The 14,957-nt window shown below is 53.4% G+C and carries 15 protein-coding genes; 4 read left to right on the forward strand and 11 right to left on the reverse strand.

From position 1 onward, the window contains the following. Positions 1-90 precede the first annotated feature (90 nt). Positions 91-348 (forward strand): type II toxin-antitoxin system HicB family antitoxin, encoded by a 258-nt coding sequence (locus tag MO867_RS00200; protein ID WP_252463916.1) that lies wholly within the window; start codon positions 91-93, stop codon positions 346-348. Between the two features lie 37 nt (positions 349-385). Then, the gene (locus tag MO867_RS00205; protein ID WP_252463917.1) at positions 386-997 is read left to right on the forward strand and encodes an outer membrane protein; all 612 of its coding nucleotides are present in this window, start codon (positions 386-388) and stop codon (positions 995-997) included. A 174-nt stretch (positions 998-1,171) separates the two neighbouring features. Here the strand turns inward: MO867_RS00205 and MO867_RS00210 are convergent, their stop codons facing one another. From MO867_RS00210 to MO867_RS00250, 9 genes are all read right to left on the reverse strand, one after another. Continuing rightward, positions 1,172-3,304 (reverse strand): TonB-dependent copper receptor, encoded by a 2,133-nt coding sequence (locus MO867_RS00210; RefSeq protein WP_252463918.1) that lies wholly within the window; start codon positions 3,302-3,304, stop codon positions 1,172-1,174. A 234-nt stretch (positions 3,305-3,538) separates the two neighbouring features. Further along, positions 3,539-3,982 carry a hypothetical protein gene (locus MO867_RS00215; protein ID WP_252463919.1) on the reverse strand — a complete coding sequence of 148 codons (444 nt, stop codon included), beginning with the start codon at positions 3,980-3,982 and terminating at the stop codon, positions 3,539-3,541. Between the two features lie 442 nt (positions 3,983-4,424). Further along, complete coding sequence (locus MO867_RS23765) at positions 4,425-5,822, reverse strand: DUF58 domain-containing protein (RefSeq protein ID WP_252463920.1); 1,398 nt, start codon at positions 5,820-5,822, stop codon at positions 4,425-4,427. Further along, a complete protein-coding gene (locus MO867_RS00225) occupies positions 5,819-6,823 on the reverse strand; it encodes an AAA family ATPase (protein ID WP_252463921.1) in 1,005 nt (334 codons plus the stop codon). Before MO867_RS00225 ends, MO867_RS23765 begins: the two co-directional genes overlap by 4 nt. Further along, positions 6,820-8,142 carry a DUF4350 domain-containing protein gene (locus MO867_RS00230; protein ID WP_252463922.1) on the reverse strand — a complete coding sequence of 441 codons (1,323 nt, stop codon included), beginning with the start codon at positions 8,140-8,142 and terminating at the stop codon, positions 6,820-6,822. The genes MO867_RS00225 and MO867_RS00230 overlap by 4 nt, the downstream gene beginning before the upstream one ends. Further along, positions 8,132-9,733 (reverse strand): DUF4129 domain-containing protein, encoded by a 1,602-nt coding sequence (locus MO867_RS00235; RefSeq protein ID WP_252463923.1) that lies wholly within the window; start codon positions 9,731-9,733, stop codon positions 8,132-8,134. The genes MO867_RS00230 and MO867_RS00235 overlap by 11 nt, the downstream gene beginning before the upstream one ends. Continuing rightward, on the reverse strand, positions 9,723-10,697 hold the full coding sequence (locus MO867_RS00240) for a stage II sporulation protein M (protein WP_252463924.1): 975 nt from the start codon (positions 10,695-10,697) through the stop codon (positions 9,723-9,725). Before MO867_RS00240 ends, MO867_RS00235 begins: the two co-directional genes overlap by 11 nt. A gap of 12 nt (positions 10,698-10,709) precedes the next feature. Beyond that, positions 10,710-11,393 carry an RDD family protein gene (locus MO867_RS00245; protein ID WP_252463925.1) on the reverse strand — a complete coding sequence of 228 codons (684 nt, stop codon included), beginning with the start codon at positions 11,391-11,393 and terminating at the stop codon, positions 10,710-10,712. Positions 11,394-11,420: 27 nt separating this feature from the next. After that, on the reverse strand, positions 11,421-12,176 hold the full coding sequence (locus MO867_RS00250) for a hypothetical protein (protein WP_252463926.1): 756 nt from the start codon (positions 12,174-12,176) through the stop codon (positions 11,421-11,423). Between the two features lie 168 nt (positions 12,177-12,344). On the opposite strand from MO867_RS00250, the gene MO867_RS00255 reads away from it, so the two are divergent. Further along, positions 12,345-12,968: a DUF2939 domain-containing protein gene (locus MO867_RS00255; protein ID WP_252463927.1), complete on the forward strand. Its 624-nt coding sequence runs from the start codon at positions 12,345-12,347 to the stop codon at positions 12,966-12,968. Beyond that, positions 12,955-13,332: a DUF2237 family protein gene (locus MO867_RS00260; protein WP_252463928.1), complete on the forward strand. Its 378-nt coding sequence runs from the start codon at positions 12,955-12,957 to the stop codon at positions 13,330-13,332. Before MO867_RS00255 ends, MO867_RS00260 begins: the two co-directional genes overlap by 14 nt. A gap of 109 nt (positions 13,333-13,441) precedes the next feature. Here the strand turns inward: MO867_RS00260 and MO867_RS00265 are convergent, their stop codons facing one another. Both MO867_RS00265 and MO867_RS00270 read right to left on the reverse strand, forming a co-directional pair. Continuing rightward, complete coding sequence (locus MO867_RS00265; protein ID WP_252463929.1) at positions 13,442-14,434, reverse strand: AgmX/PglI C-terminal domain-containing protein; 993 nt, start codon at positions 14,432-14,434, stop codon at positions 13,442-13,444. Between the two features lies 1 nt (position 14,435). Continuing rightward, on the reverse strand, positions 14,436-14,957 hold the full coding sequence (locus MO867_RS00270) for an ExbD/TolR family protein (protein WP_252463930.1): 522 nt from the start codon (positions 14,955-14,957) through the stop codon (positions 14,436-14,438).

Consider the following 14,957-nt stretch of genomic DNA (forward strand, 5'->3'; position numbering starts at 1 on the left):
TCGCCAAACGGCTAATTTACTTGCCAATTTCCCACGCAGAATGCAAAGCAGTCTACCCTTTGAAAAGCTAAAACATAAGAGTATTTTTCAATGCGCTATCCGGTTGTGGTGCACAACATTGAGTATGCCGGATTTGGTGCCATTGCGCCGGATCTGCCACATTGCCACTGTCATGCCGATACCCTTGAGGCAGCTTTGCAAAAAATGGCGGAAACGATATTCCAGCGTTTGGAAGAGCTTCGTCAAGCCGGGCAACCAATGCCCGAAGCCGGTTCCGTTGACACTTTGCGTGAAAACCCCGCATTTGTTGGAGGTGTCTGGGCGATTATTGATGTGGAGTCAACCTGAGATTATCTGTATGACCGGTAATTAATGGGTTGCTAGGATGACAGTCGTGAAGCTATTTCTTTGTATGCTGGCCCTTTTGCTTGGAAGCACAAGCCATGGATTCGAGGCAAATAATCCATTTGATGGCGTTGCCAGTGGAGAGTATCGGATTATTGGTACCTTAGGCCTGGGCAGTGGAGAGCAACAGTTAAATAAGCAGCGAGATTTTTTTGGCTATGTCAGCCTGGGGGTGACTCCTGCAGTGGGTGTCTGGCAGGTAGAGTTACGCGCATCCCGTTTTGATGATAGCCATGTGACTGTCAGCCAAATCGGACTGAATATAAAAATCGATTTCACCCTCAATTGCTATGTGCAATGCCTCTATTGGATGGTGGGATGGAATTATGCAGACTTGGAATTGAACAATGTTATAAAAAGAGGCTACTGGTATCATGAACATCCAGGCTGGTATCCGGATGACCGATATATTCATATTGTGGATGAGAGTGGCAGTGATACTTTCTGGAATATCGGAGCGGGTTATCGCCTTATGTGGACGCAGAATTTTGATACCTCGATAGAATATAACTATAACAATGTGGGAAAAGTTAAGCGTGTTGATTTAGGCCACTTGCGCACAGTGTCTTTTAATCTTTCCTATCGTTTTTAGTCTTATTCTTTTATTTTATTAACCTGACCCTTTATTTGACCTGGATAAGTTGTTTTGTATAACCAGCTATTATAGAAATTTCATTTTGTAATAATAAAATATATAGATTCTGAAGAAATTCTCTCCGAAAAATGGTGGGGAAATATAAGGGGCCGATAAGGGCCCCCGCTGACATCAAAGTCGGTAAATGGTCTTAAGCCAAAAAGTGCGCCCCGGTTCATTGACGCGAGTCAATTGCTCAAATCCGGCAATATCAGCGCCAGAGCGACTGATATGCTCCGCATAAGTTTCATCGAATAAATTGTCGATACCGGCGGTAATTAGCACTTTGCTAATGGGCTTCCAAGCGGCGTTGATGGAAACCACATTGGCGGAATCAGTTGAACCTATGTCCTGGCCAATAATATTTCCTTTGCCAATATCCACTCGGTCCTGACTGGCGATAGCTCGCCACAAAATACCTGCAGACCACTGGGGTTGTTCATAGTAAAGCCCTGCGCGGCCCTCTAGCGGGGGAAGCTGTGAAAGGGTAGCTCCATCCGTCTCGTTGGCGCCGCGGACAGAAGTCAGGGTAAATTCAGTGCGCCACCGCTCAGCGAGTTGATAGGAGGAGTCGAATTCCAAGCCCCAGGATCGCGCTTGGATATTTCTGACGATTGTGGTGTTGCGGGTGTCGACAGAGGAGTCCATGCCACTCATGCTGCTCAAGACAGCAGCCTTTTCGTAATCCGTCTCAATCATTAGGTAATCGTCAATCTCGTTGACGAATCCTGAAATACTTACGGAGAGTTTTTTACCGCTTAAAATATATCCGATATCCAGCTGGGTGGTCTTCTCCGATTCGATATCCAAAGCGCTGTAGGAGTCTTCAATTTCCCGGGCAATAACTTCCCAGTAGTCGGGGAAGCGCTCGGTATAACCGAGTCCGGCGAAGAGTGTGGTGGAGCTATTGCGACCGCTCTCGAAGCCGTATTCGTAGCGAAGGAAGCCACTGCTCAAAAGCTCCGAGCGCGTTTCGCCCGCAGTGGGGTTATCCACCGAGGACATCATGGACAGGGAAATTGAGTCGCGCAGATCTTTTACTTCCCAATCGTCAATACGAGTGCCGGCAATCCAGCGCTGATTGTCAGCTACCTGCCAGCTGGCCTCAGAAAATAAACCCAGCTGGGAAAACTCGGCATCGGCCTCCCGGTCCATATCGCGGTAGTCCATTGCGGACTGATTCATGGTCGAACGGCTGGTGTGGCGATTATCCCGGCCGTCGATGCCACTGGTCAGTTCCACATCTTCCAGTGGGGTAAACACCAGGGTCAGCTTGAAACCCGTGGTTTCGCTATCGAGATTCATGGCCATGGGTGTCGAGGTGCTGGATAGCTCGCGCAGGCTGTAATTGTCCATTATGTGGTCGATATAGTTGTAGTAGGCTTGCAACTCCATAGACTCGAGCCAGCTACTGATATTGCTGCGGGTATATTTTGCCTTGTAGCTCTCCCGGGCAAATTTAGAGCCGTCCACTCCACGATCTGCGTAAGCGGCTTCGGCGTCACTAAATGCAGTATCGATTTCAACCCGTGTATCGTCGTTGGGTGTCCAGGCCAGGGTTACTTGGCTGCTCCAGCGCTCGTAGTTGGAGTGTACCTCGTTACCATCCCCATCCTCATAATTGTCAGCAGACGCTGAGGTGGAGGAACTGCGAATGGACAATAGAGGAGAGTTGTAAGACACATCGAAGAGCCCGTCGCGACGCTCGGCGCTGGCACCGAGGAGGCTTGTATGCATATTCCATTCGTTTTCGGTGGGGCGTTCCTGCTGCTGGGTAAAAACCACTACGCCAGCTGAATTGCCGGGACCATAAAGAACGCTCTGTGGTCCTTTGATCACCTCAATTTCGTCCATCGACTCGGGAAAAATATACGCGGTAGGTGGGTCCATGCGGCTGGGGCAGCCCCCGGCCAATGTCTCCCCATCCACTACCATCCCCAGTCGGGAGCCCCCCATGCCGCGCAGCAGTGGGTCACCACTGGTGCCGCCTTTACGGACCACTGAAAATCCGGGAATGGTTTTCAGGTAGTCTGCACCATCATTGGCCGGTAGTGGCTGGCGCGGTTTTTTGGGGTCAGTTACCAGATTGAGGGGCAGCTCAGTTTTTACTCCGGTGACCACCATTTGCTCCATCTCATTATCTTTGAGTGATTCCGTTTTCTTGATTTCTTCTGCGCTGAGATTTGTCGAAAAGGTACAACAGGCAACCAGTGCCAGGCTGAGGGGGTTTTTCAGAAATAGTTTCATGTTAATGCGTTGATGCATGGTTTTATTCCTTTCCGCTGGTGTTTTTCACACACAGCCATAAGCGCGCGAGTGCGATCCAAATTTAGCGCGCGCGTAATATCCGCTTTTTTTGCTTTTACGGGCAAAAGGCGGTTGTATTTGCACAAGGTCGAAGGGCAGGGCAAAGCGTTGCGGTTGTCTAAGGCAAACTACAATCGAGTGCACCGGCGCCTAGCCTGGTGGTCCACAGTCAGTGGGGATAGAAAAAAGGAATTAAGCCGGTGGTGCGCGGATCAGTGGGCGGTTATAAGGGCTTGAGAGTGCAGGATGAAAGCCAGCCAAAGAGGGCGAATAAATAAAGCCAGATAAGGCTATATCCAGTTCTGTCGCAGCTGAGCTGGATATACTGGCAACGGCGGAGAAATTACAGTGATTGTCGGCGAACGAATGTGCGGTCAGCGCATCGTGATTGTGGTTGGTAGCGGGATTGGTATGGCTGTTGTGGTGATTGCTATGAGCATTGCTGGCGAGAGCGTTGAGCAGTAGAGCAGTACGGCTATCACCGTGACAGAGTCCGTAGGGGGTTCCTGCCGTGAAGGCTGCCGGCATAAATCCCGCAGGAACCAGACCGCGCGCGCTGAGAAATACCAACAACAGCAATAGCGCCTGCCACTGGAGCAGGCGGGAACAGCTTTGTATGGTGCGCGTACCGCTCATAAATAGGGGAGTCTGTGTTTTTGTCCGGGTCTATTTTAATTACCGGGGGATAAGTCACAAGAGATTAACTGGAGATGTTGGAAAGTGCCACTATCACAGGGTAAATTTTGTGAAGCAATGAGAGGCGGGTTGAGCTACATCAGGTTTTTACTGAAATTTAATTTATCTTTCGTGGTATTTATCGAAAATTTATTTAATTTAATAAAAATCGGACTGTGTAATTGTATTGCAAAATTAACCGGTGAATTGGAGTGTTGCCAGCTGGGAGACGAACTCCCATGAATCTCGATTTACTGCCGCTAACAGTTTTAAAGACAGGAAATTGGGGGCTATAGACTTAAGGGTGTTGCCAGTGGAGCGACATAGGTTACTGTACAGGCGGTGCTTTGAAGTGGAGTACTCGAAAGAATACTCCACAGCTAATACCTATAACCGAATTGGATCAGATTCTGCCGCTGCGCTTCAGGCGCCAGTAAGCTTCCACCAACGACTGGTGTAAAAGCTCTGGGCGAGAGTCCACCACAATGACGTTATGTGCTTGTAAATGCTGTAGTAGTTGCGCCCGGCGTCGTAGGAAGTCCCTTGCGGCAGCGCCATTGACTGCATTGTCAAAGCTCTGTATTGGCTGTTGCAGCAGCTTGTCGACGGAGGTTTCCCGCAGGCTGGCGACCATCACCAGATGGTTGCGCGACAGCAGTCTTACTGCTGCGAGTAGTTCATCGCTGTCCTCATCGCGTAAATTGGTGATCAAAATAATCAGTGCGCGACGCTTGTGCTTGGCCAGCAGCTGTTGGGCGGCACCAGTATAATCCGCGCTGCCTGTGCCGGAATGGAGGTCGTACACATTGTTGAGCAGTAGGTTGATTGCGCTCTCCCCTTTCACTGGAGGAAGCTGGCCACCGTTGCTCTCCCGCGCGGCGGCGAAGGAGTGAAGGCCGACAGCATCGCCCTGTTTGATCGCGACATAGGCGGAGAGAAGCAGGCCGTTCAACGCGTGGTCAAAGTGGCTGAGATCGCCATCCTTAGCGCGCATGCGACGGCCACAGTCGAGCATATAGATAATTTCCTGATCGCGCTCATCCTGATATTCACGGCTGATCAATTTGTGTAGGCGCGAGCTTGCGCGCCAGTCCACTTGTCTCTGGCTATCACCCTGGCGGTACTCCCGCAGTTGGCGGAAGTCCATACCTTCGCCGCGCCGCTGCTGCTGATGCAGGCCCATCAGGCGCAGGCTCTGCTCAGTGGAGAGGGCCTGCAGTGAGGAAATACCGAGGAAATTGGGGTAGACCTTAACCGTTTGCTCCTGGCCCAACCAGACGCGTGTTTGCCACAGCCCCCAGGGCGAATTGGCCAGAACTTCAATCCGGCCGAAACTGGCACTGCCGCGGCGGTGGGGAACCAGGTTGTACTCAATGCTGATTTCCTGGTCGGGATCGAGTTGTGTTGAGCACGGCAGGCCTGTTGCGCCCAATTGTTGAGGAATGGAATCGGAAACTTGCAACACTAAAGTGCGAGGGCCGCTGTTGCGCAGTGTCAGTCGTGCCGTATTGCGCACACCCAGCGCCAAGTTACTGGGCAATCGCCGCAGACCTTGCAGGCCGGTTACTCGACAGCCAGTAGTAAAATCCAACAGGGCTGAAGCCAGTAACAGGGCGCTAGCGGTCCACCACAGATTTCCGATAAATTCACCGGTTTGCGGTAGCCAGATACGAGCTGCACTGATAATGAGGGCTGACAGGCACCAGTAGCCGAGCCATTTAACCAAGCGTTGGCTGGGGCCGGTGCGTCCGGTTTGTGCGGGGGCCGTTTGCGACTCTGTGGCAGCAGCGGTTTGTATCACAGTCGGGGAGCCTCAACGCTGTCGATAATCATCGCCAGGGCGGAATCCGGGGTTTCACCGTCGATCTCCATATCTGGTGAGAGGCCGATGCGGTGGCGCATCACCGGGATTGCCATGGCCTTGATATCATCCGGCAGTACGAATTCACGCCCATGTAGCAGGGCGTTGGCACGAGCTGCCTGCAGTAGACCGATACTGGCCCGCGGGCCGGCCGGGCTGCGCAGCTGTGGCGATTGGCGGGTAGCGCGAACCAGGCGCACGGCATAGTTTAAAACCTGCTCGTCCAGGTCCACTTGAAGCACCAGTGCCTGCAATTGCTGCAGGTCATCGATCGTAATTTCCCCTGCCAGTTTTTGCTGCAGGCCCCGCTCAATGCGCCCGCTGCTGGCGGCGGCGGCCAATTTCAGCTCTGCATCGAGGCTTGGATAGTCGATCAGGACTTTCAGCAGGAAACGATCCAATTCCGCCTCTGGCAGTGGGTAAGTGCCCTCCTGCTCAATGGGGTTCTGGGTGGCGAGGACCATAAATGGGCTCGGTACTTTCAGCGCCTGGCCGTCGATGGTGACCTGCTTCTCCTGCATCACTTCCAGCAGGGCCGCCTGGGTTTTGGCGGGGGCACGGTTGATTTCATCGGCCAGTAGCAGATTGGTAAATACCGGTCCGCGGCGCACTTCAAAGCGGCTCTCGCCCATGTTGTACATGGCGTGGCCGGTGACGTCGGCAGGCATCAGGTCCGGGGTAAACTGGATGCGGCGGAAGTGGCCGCCAAAGCAGTTGGCCAGGGTGCGCACCAGCAGGGTTTTACCCAGGCCAGGTACGCCTTCGAGGAGTACGTGGCCGGAAGCCAACAGGGCCACCAGTACCTGATCGACCACCTGTTCCTGGCCGATCAACAGCCGGTTGATATTGTTGCGCAGCAGCTGCAGTCTGGCGGATGCAGCCTGCCAGTCCGGTGCCGGGTTGGTGGTTTGTTGTTCCGGTTGAAGAGTGGTATCGCTCATAGAACTGCCTCAATTCGCTGCAGGTTACGCATGTGTTCGGTAAAAGATTCTTCCGTGCTAGGCGGTTTGCCCCACAGGGTGGCTACCAATACCCGTTCGTCCAGGCCGGTGGAGGCACTGAGTTTGTCGCACAGGTTGTGTTTCTGGGTGGCGCTGAGATCTGTCGCAGCCAGGCGCCGCAAAAGCTCTCCGCGATATCCACGTAGCAGCGCCTCACACTGGTCGTCCTGCCAGTAGTAGTGGCCGCAGGCGGAGATGTGTTCCAGCAGCGAGCGGCGGGTGACTTCTGGGGCCGGCTGTAATGGACCGAAGCGGCGTCCATGCAGCAGCAGCCAGGCCAATAAAGCCAGGGCGCCGGCGATAAAGAATTCGGCCCCATACTGGCGCGCAAGCTGGGGTAGAGAGTCGAAGCGCGGGCGGGTGAGGAAGACAAATTCGTCTCCGCCCGCCAACAGTTGCAAGAAGTAGGCATGATCGAAGTGGCCGATGCGACGGGACTGCCACAGAGTGGCGTCCGTCAGCAGGGTGATTACACCACTGCCGCGTTCGAACTGCATAAAGGGTACTGCTGTGTCGTCTCGCCAGACCTTGGCATAGAACACCGGCCCATCGGTGATATTGCTGTCGTCAAAAGCTGGGTGGTAAAGCAGATGACTGGCATTGAGGTACAGCTGTATCTCGTCACCGTTGTCGGTGGGGAGAGTCACCAAATCTTCAGGGTCTACGCTGGGGTTGCGTGGCTTCTCCTCTTCCTCTGGCTCAGTTTTGGCGTCAGCTTCGCTTTCCCTTTCGTCAATCTGACGATTGTGCTCGCGCATGGCGTCGGCAGGACTTTGTTCGGGGGTGAGTACTGCATCCTCCCCGAGCAGTTGCTCCAGGGTTTCCTCCAATTCGAAGTGTCCGTGGCCCTCCTCAATGGAAACATCGAGTTCTTCAAGCAGCCAGTCACGGTTTTCACCTCGTTCGGCATCGCTATCGAAGTCGCCGGTATAGGCCACCACAATGGCGTGGCCCCCCTGTTCGACCCAGTTGATCAGGGCCTCTGCTTTTGTCGAGTTGTAGACCTGGCTGGAACTGCTGATATAGAGGGTGGTGTTAGGTGACAGGCCCTGTAGTACAGAAATATTATCCGCTTGGCGCGGGAGCAGGCCGATGTCAGCGAGGTATTGCTCGGCCGCTAAAAAGGGGTTGCGCCGCGCCTCAGGGCCAAAACCCAGATCCCGCTCCTCGGTATAGCGCTCGTAAAATGTCAAAAATAAGCCCACTAGTGCTGCGCAAGTGAGTATGCAGGCTCCGATCAGAATTCGCTTAGCGGTCATTGCCAAATTCCTCCTGCCACTGACTGCACAGGGTACTTACTTGAGCCTCTGCTGGGGGGCGATGGGCATAGGCTAGCTGTTGCCAGTTTGCGGTGAGTTCCTGCACGAAATGGCTCAAGGTAGGGCTCACTGGACGCAGTTCCTCCTCGGTTTCCAGCTGCCTGGCGCGCACCAGTTGAGCGCATTCGCCCTCGGTGAGGTGATCGCCAAAATAGAAGGCAAAGTCCTCAATCAAATGGGAGAGCGTAGCGCGGTATAGCAGTCCTAAACTGGCGCGTTTATCGCCGCTTGCCCAGAGGCGCATTACCTCTGCGCAAACGTCAGCGGGCAGGCTTGACTGGCGTACATCCAGGCCAAACAGGGTCTCGGGGGGAGCCTGCTGCTCCTTGGGAGAGGAGTGCCACTGCAAGCTGTTGAGAATTGCCTCACGGTGTTTCCAGCCGAAATAGCCGAGGCCACCGATCAGGCCAAGCCAAAACAGCAGCTCCAGAATTTTTGCAATTTCGGGCCCCCACTCAAAATCACTGTCGGATTCAGTGTCCTCTGGAGAACGCTCAAACAGCCACTCGATAAAGTCGATCAGCCACTCGATAAAGTCGATCAGCCATTGAGGAAATTTTTCTTTGACTTCATCGACTTCTTTTTTGCGCCAGCCACTGATCTCTTTCATTTGGTGAAAGTCTTCACCGGCCAGAATTTCATCAATGCGCTCTTGCCCTTGCTGGGGGGTGTCTACCGTTTCGGCATTGGCTGGAGGCGGTGCCGACAGCATTGTGCCGAGCGCGAGGCTGCAAAGCAGAATCAAGGAAGCGGTGCCGGGCGTTTCTCTGCGGCGAGCTCGCCGTTCGCGTTGCTGGCGCTCCAGAAAATCACGGAACTGAATCTCGATGTCCCAACCTTCAAGCTCAATACGGCGGCCGATATACAGGCAAAAACCGCTGACAATATAGAAGGGCGCTACAGCGGCCATGATTAGCAAGTACAGGGCATTGTAAAGCCACTCCAACCAAAGGGTGTCCCCCTGTAGGAGCGGCATCCACTCGATTCCCTCAGCATATTGTTCAGGGATAAACAGGAAGGCCAGCATCGATAAAGCAGCGAGCAGAAAGATCTCTATATGATATAGGGTGAGTGTCAGCCAGGTGGCTGCACCGGAGTGCTTGCGGTGCAGTACACCAATACGGGAAGAGCGCGCCTTGCCGCCGGATTGTTCCAGTACTGTGATGGGCATATCGAAAGAGCGGGTGGGGCTCAAGCGGCGCAGGGTGAGCCAAAGGAACCAGTCACGGCGGTTCGGGCTAAAAAAGTGCCTTAACGCTGTGCCAACGGATACCGGTGAGCCGAATAGTGCGCGGCTGATCATAAATAGTGGCAGCCGGTCAAAAACCGGTTTTAACCACCAGATAAATAGGCCCGAGAGCATGGGCGATTCGGGGAATAGCCAGTAGCACAGTGTTAATAGAGTGGCTGCGGGTAGTAGCCACACGATAAATAATTGCCACCAATATCTGCGTGCCAGGGCGATTCCCAGATCGATAGACTCCCAGGGGGAGCGCAAGCGTGCACGGACGGCCAAATTCTTAACTTGCACTTGCCGCGCCCTCCTTGCGTCCGGCCAGGATGAAGTAGGCAAAGACCAACAGCCACAGTGCGGTGCCGACGCCGAGCTTGAGGGCGATCGGTGTGGAAGAACTGGAGGACCAGAAAGCCTCGAGGAAGGCGGCAATGACCAGCATCAGGAAGGTGCCATACATGATCTTCATGGCTTCAACAGAGGCTAGGCGCAGAGCCACAGTACGTCGGTGTTGACCCGGATCCACCAGTGAGCGCCCCAGTATCAGGCCCGCAGCACCGGCCAGTACTATGGCGGTCAGTTCGAAGGCACCGTGGCCGATCACGAATGGGTAAAAAGTGGAAACAAAGCCGACTCGGGTGATATGCCCGAAGGCCGCGCCAATATAGATGCCGTTAAACACCAGGAAGAAAATCGAGCCAAGGCCAAACAGGACACCGCCGGCAAAGGTGCGAAAGGCGATGCCGATATTGTTCTTGATATAGAAGCCAAACATAAACAGGTCGGTATCTGAGTCGCGTTCGCGTCCCAATACGCGGTTGCCTGGATCGTACATGGATTCAAAGCCCATCACCTGCTCTGGTGACATCACGGCGTAAACCAGGGCATCGTTATTGTAGGTGCCAATACCCAGAATCAGCCCCGGTAGCAAAAACAGAGCAGAGGCCAAGATGACCGCGCGGCTATTGGCGCGCACTGCCTGGGGGAAACCTGCCAGTAAGTAGTGCAGCCAACCCTTGCGGCGCAGGGTCTCCTGGCGGTAGACACGATGGTGTGCCGACATCACCAGTTGGTTCAGGTGATCGATCAGGCGGTTGGTATATTGGCGCTCTTTTGCCATGGCCAATTGTTGGCACAAGCTTCGGTAGGCGGCCGGCAGATCCAGCACCGCTGTCTCGGCCTTATTACTATCTGCTCTCAACCAGGCTTCTAGCTGGTCCCAGCTATCGCGGTAGCGATTTTCAAAATCTCTCTGCTTCATGGATACCTCTGCCTATCCCCTGCCGCCGAGTAACCAGCTGCCCACAGAGCGCAAATAGGCCAGGGCTTCGTTGTCTCGCTTGCGGGTCATGGGCTCGAGCAGGTTGGCGAGCTCCCTCTGGCGCGCCTCACTTAAATCATCGTGGCGCTCCAACAGGCTGACCAGCGCCTGCTGGTCAGCCTGTTGGAGATTTTGCGGTGGCGGAAGAGGAGTGGAATCCGGTAGGGCAACCGGGGCTTTTTCCTCTTCCCGGTAGACCACCAGGGTACCTGCGGCCAAGTCTCCCAGCCGCTGGAAGTGGCGACCGAGGGCCATACTAATTACACCGGTGGCATAGGCAAACGGCATAAAATCGGCAAAGCGCAGCAGGTTGCGTACAAAGGATGCGCCCCAGGACACAGGAGTGAGGTTGTCGTTGACCACCATCAGGCCGAAAGCTTTTTTGCCCGGTGTCTGGCCACGGCGCAGTACTTCAAAAAACACCGGGTAGAACCATTCGAGCAAAAAGGCGCAAACCAACCAGATGCCAATACCGGCAACGCCTGCAAACAGCAGCGCCAAGCCGATCGCGGCTAATATAAGGGACCGATAGAAAACATCCACGGCATAGGCGAGGATGCGCGGCACGGGCCCTGCAGCCCGCGCGCGCAAATCGATACCCTCAGGTGTTTCGACGTTATAGGTGGTATCCAGCAAGCCACCGCTCCTGTCAGATAGAAAAACTTAGATGTGATTGGGTGAACCGAAGACTTTTCGGTAAGCGACACCGTAGGCAATACTGCCTAGTGGTAGTGCCCAGATCAGACCGATCAGCAAGGCCAGGCCGCCGGCGATATAAATAAGCAGTAACACAATCAGGAAGCCGAGGAAGGCAAACCAGTTTTTGCTGATGGCTTTGCGGGATGCCTCCAGTGCAGCCCAGGGGCCCAGGTTGCGATCGGCAATCAGCGGCAATGCCAGAATATAGGCAACCAACAAGTAAATACCTGGTATCACCAGCAGTAAAAAGCCGACTCCGACCAGCAGGTACATCACAATGGTGGCGATGCCGAGAGGTACGATTTTATCGAAATGAGAAAACACCTCGGTGCCGGAAGTCTGTTCATCGCGGGCAATCTTGATACCAATCATTGCCATCCCTACACCCAGAGGGGCGCAGGCGACAGTGGTGATCAGTTGAGCTAATAGGCCGAGGAGGCCCAGACCCGTCGACCCCTGGCCGCTCTCTAAGCTAAAAGCGGCGCCGCCGCCGGTAATCAAAGTAATAACAAAGCTGATTCCCATAGAGGCGACCAGGTAGAGAATGGCCCCTACCCAAATGGTGCCCTTATTTCCACTGGTGCGCTCCCAGGCTTCGCTGATGGTTTCCCCAATAGAAAATGAATAATCTCCGGCAATGCCCTTTTCAATAGAGCCTGAATCATCAGTCTCTGTTCCATTGGCCAGATTTGCTTCGGGGGCCTTATAAATGTCACTCATCCTGAACGCTGTCCTTATTGAGAAATAGATTATTTGAGGGTGCAAAATCCGGAGGCGAATATCTCACAGGCGGCGTTGGCGAACAATGCCACGCCAATACATTGGCAGATTAGGTGATAGATCTTTCTCGACATAGAATCTTTGCACGGCCAATGAGGAGTTTGATTGATGAAAAAAATAGTGTGGATGGGAGGATTGATACTGACGTTGATTGTTGTCGGCTATCTGGCCTTGCCATTTTATTCTATTGGGCAATTACAGCGTGCGGCGGAGATGGCAAAGTCGGAAGACCCGCAGATTCGCGGTGAGAGTATCGACACTCTGGAGCATTATGTTGATTTTCCGGTTTTACGTGACAATTTAAAAGTGCGTCTGCAGGCACAGCTGCGTACTTCAATTGGCAATTCCATACCACAGGAGTTTGATGAACTTCTCGGCGCTGGCGCTAATTTCTTTATGGAACCCTTGCTGCAGCAATTTATTACCCCTGAGGGCATCGCCGATTTATTGCGCGGTGGTGAAGACCTGGACGAATTTGAGCGGGAAATTTACCGACAGGACTCGGCTGGTTCAGCGCCGGAACCGGAACCCTCGACGGGAAAACCGAAGGAGGACGCCTGGCGGCGTATGAGCTGGCGTTTTACCGACGTCAACCACCTGAGTGTTGATTATGGGGAGCAGGATCGTGCAGAGTTGCGTTTGTTGATGCAGCGCAACGGGTTGCGTTGGCAGCTGGTGGATATTGAATTGCTGAACGAAATAGGCCGGGGAACAAACAATGGAGATGGATAAATCGATTAACGTTTTTGGTGACCCGCTGGTTCCCTGCGGCCAGGATCCCAACACGGGATTTTTTCGCGATGGCTGTTGTAATACCGGTAAGGAGGATGCCGGTTCCCATACGGTTTGTGTTTCGGTGACGGGGAATTTTCTCGACTTTTCTCGCAGCCGTGGCAATGACCTGAGCACACCAGTGGCGGAGTTCAATTTCCCGGGGCTGAGGGAAGGCGATCGCTGGTGCTTGTGCGCAGCCCGCTGGTTGGAGGCCGAGAAAATGAATATGGCCCCTCGGTTATTTTTGCAAAGTACACACGTTAAAGCTTTGGACATAGTGCCAATGCAAACCCTACGCAAGTACGCGCTGGACTTACTGTAGAACCACAGCGAGTGGGGTACAAGCGGCCCCACTTTCATCGATACCTAGCTGGCTGCGGTACATCCTTGTACCGCTCTAACCCGTTGCATAGCCGGGTTAAGAGTGGGGCTTAAGAGGGCAGAAAGTCGATAGAGTAATTTTTAGTCGTGCTTTCTACGTTCGCAGTACCAAAATTAATCATACGGATTCTTGCCAGGATTTTGCGCTCCAGGGCGGAATTGTTGAGTTCACTTTCCACCAATTTGATAGAAGCAATAGAGCCATTTGGAGCAATTGCCAGCTGTACTGTGAGCCTTCCCTGCAGAGTGGGGTCTTTACGTAGGGCGCGATTATAGATTGCGATAATTGCCTCTTTATTCGCTTCCATAATACTGCGAATGGAATCGTCAGTTCGTATAGATTTTTGTCCTCTGACCGCGCGTGCAGTTTCTTTGGCCGAACCGGCAGCTTGGACATTTTTCACTTGGGTAGTTTGTCTTGCCGTCAGCGAGGTGCCGCCGGTATCTCGACTCGCCTTACCGGCTATAACGCCACCACTGGAAGCTTTAGATTTATCGCCGATCATATTTCGTTCAGTCTTCGCGGCGGTCGCATTACCGTTGCTGAGCTGCCCGCGGTTGACTTCCGAGGAATCAAAGCTGTCACGCATATCCAGCAGATCATCGGCAAGTGCGTTTAGTCCGCTGTTAGCTGCTTTCTCGCGCGCCTGTTGTACCTCGACGGCGGGAGGGTTTTCTGCCCTGCGCGGTTTCTGCACGGGCTTGGGCTTCTCGCGAACTTCTTTTTTTGGCTTGGGGGTCTCTTCGGGTTTTCTTTTTTCCTCGGGTTTCTTTTTTTCCTTGGGTTTTGCTTTGGGTTTCGCTTTTGGTAATTCTTTCTTCTCCAGAATGACTTTGGCCAACTGCGGCGGTACTTTTTCTGCCTGCTCGCGGGTGAGTTCGGGTACCGGAATCAGCGCAATCGCAATGCCGCTGATGGCCAGGGCAATAAGGCCACCCCGCAGGAGTTTAATAAAGCGCTGGTCTTCCTCCTTGGAAGCGGACCAGGGCAGTACCGTCTCCTGTAACTGCCAGGGGGCATAACTCATCGTTGCTGTACTCATATCAGGTGTCCACCCCCGATGGCTCCTCGGGCGCAGTTTGTTCTACCGCGAAAGACATATCGCGGAAGTCGGCAGCGGCACAAGTTTGCATGATCTGTTTGAGCAATTCATAGGGAACCTGTTCGTCACCGAGGATAGTGACAGCGCGTCCCATTATTTTTTGTGTTTCACTCAATTCTCCGGCCCGTTCCGCGCGGTAGTTGAGTTCTGTCATTAACGGTTGAATATTTTCTGCGCTGAGATCGATATCATCGATTTTGGCAATAAACCGATCTCCGACAAAAAGTTGTTGTCCATTAACTCGAACGACCGTAGTTATCTCGGGTTTTTGCTGAGCGGTAGACTTGGGAAGTTTGATAGTTTCGTCAGTCTGTAAAACCTGGACATCACTGGTGGAGTTCACCAGCAGGAAAAACACCAAAATGGTGAAAATATCCATCAGCGATACTAGATTCAGCTTAGATGTTTGCCTTTTTTGCCTGAGCCTGCGCTCCTGCAGTTTCGCGGCTGCATTGATCTTCAT

Origin of the sequence: Microbulbifer okhotskensis (assembly GCF_023895975.1) — a bacterium.
Lineage (GTDB): Bacteria > Pseudomonadota > Gammaproteobacteria > Pseudomonadales > Cellvibrionaceae > Microbulbifer > Microbulbifer okhotskensis.

Bases quoted from the DNA above. Each gene is read 5' to 3' on its own strand.
- MO867_RS00200 (WP_252463916.1), top strand. From the start codon at position 91: ATGCGCTATCCGGTTGTGGTGCACAACATTGAGTATGCCGGATTTGGT.
- MO867_RS00205 (WP_252463917.1), top strand. From the start codon at position 386: ATGACAGTCGTGAAGCTATTTCTTTGTATGCTGGCCCTTTTGCTTGGA.
- MO867_RS00210 (WP_252463918.1), bottom strand. From the start codon at position 3,304: ATGCATCAACGCATTAACATGAAACTATTTCTGAAAAACCCCCTCAGC.
- MO867_RS00215 (WP_252463919.1), bottom strand. From the start codon at position 3,982: ATGAGCGGTACGCGCACCATACAAAGCTGTTCCCGCCTGCTCCAGTGG.
- MO867_RS00225 (WP_252463921.1), bottom strand. From the start codon at position 6,823: ATGAGCGATACCACTCTTCAACCGGAACAACAAACCACCAACCCGGCA.
- MO867_RS00230 (WP_252463922.1), bottom strand. From the start codon at position 8,142: ATGACCGCTAAGCGAATTCTGATCGGAGCCTGCATACTCACTTGCGCA.
- MO867_RS00240 (WP_252463924.1), bottom strand. From the start codon at position 10,697: ATGAAGCAGAGAGATTTTGAAAATCGCTACCGCGATAGCTGGGACCAG.
- MO867_RS00250 (WP_252463926.1), bottom strand. From the start codon at position 12,176: ATGAGTGACATTTATAAGGCCCCCGAAGCAAATCTGGCCAATGGAACA.
- MO867_RS00255 (WP_252463927.1), top strand. From the start codon at position 12,345: ATGAAAAAAATAGTGTGGATGGGAGGATTGATACTGACGTTGATTGTT.
- MO867_RS00260 (WP_252463928.1), top strand. From the start codon at position 12,955: ATGGAGATGGATAAATCGATTAACGTTTTTGGTGACCCGCTGGTTCCC.
- MO867_RS00265 (WP_252463929.1), bottom strand. From the start codon at position 14,434: ATGAGTACAGCAACGATGAGTTATGCCCCCTGGCAGTTACAGGAGACG.
- MO867_RS00270 (WP_252463930.1), bottom strand. From the start codon at position 14,957: ATGAAGATCAATGCAGCCGCGAAACTGCAGGAGCGCAGGCTCAGGCAA.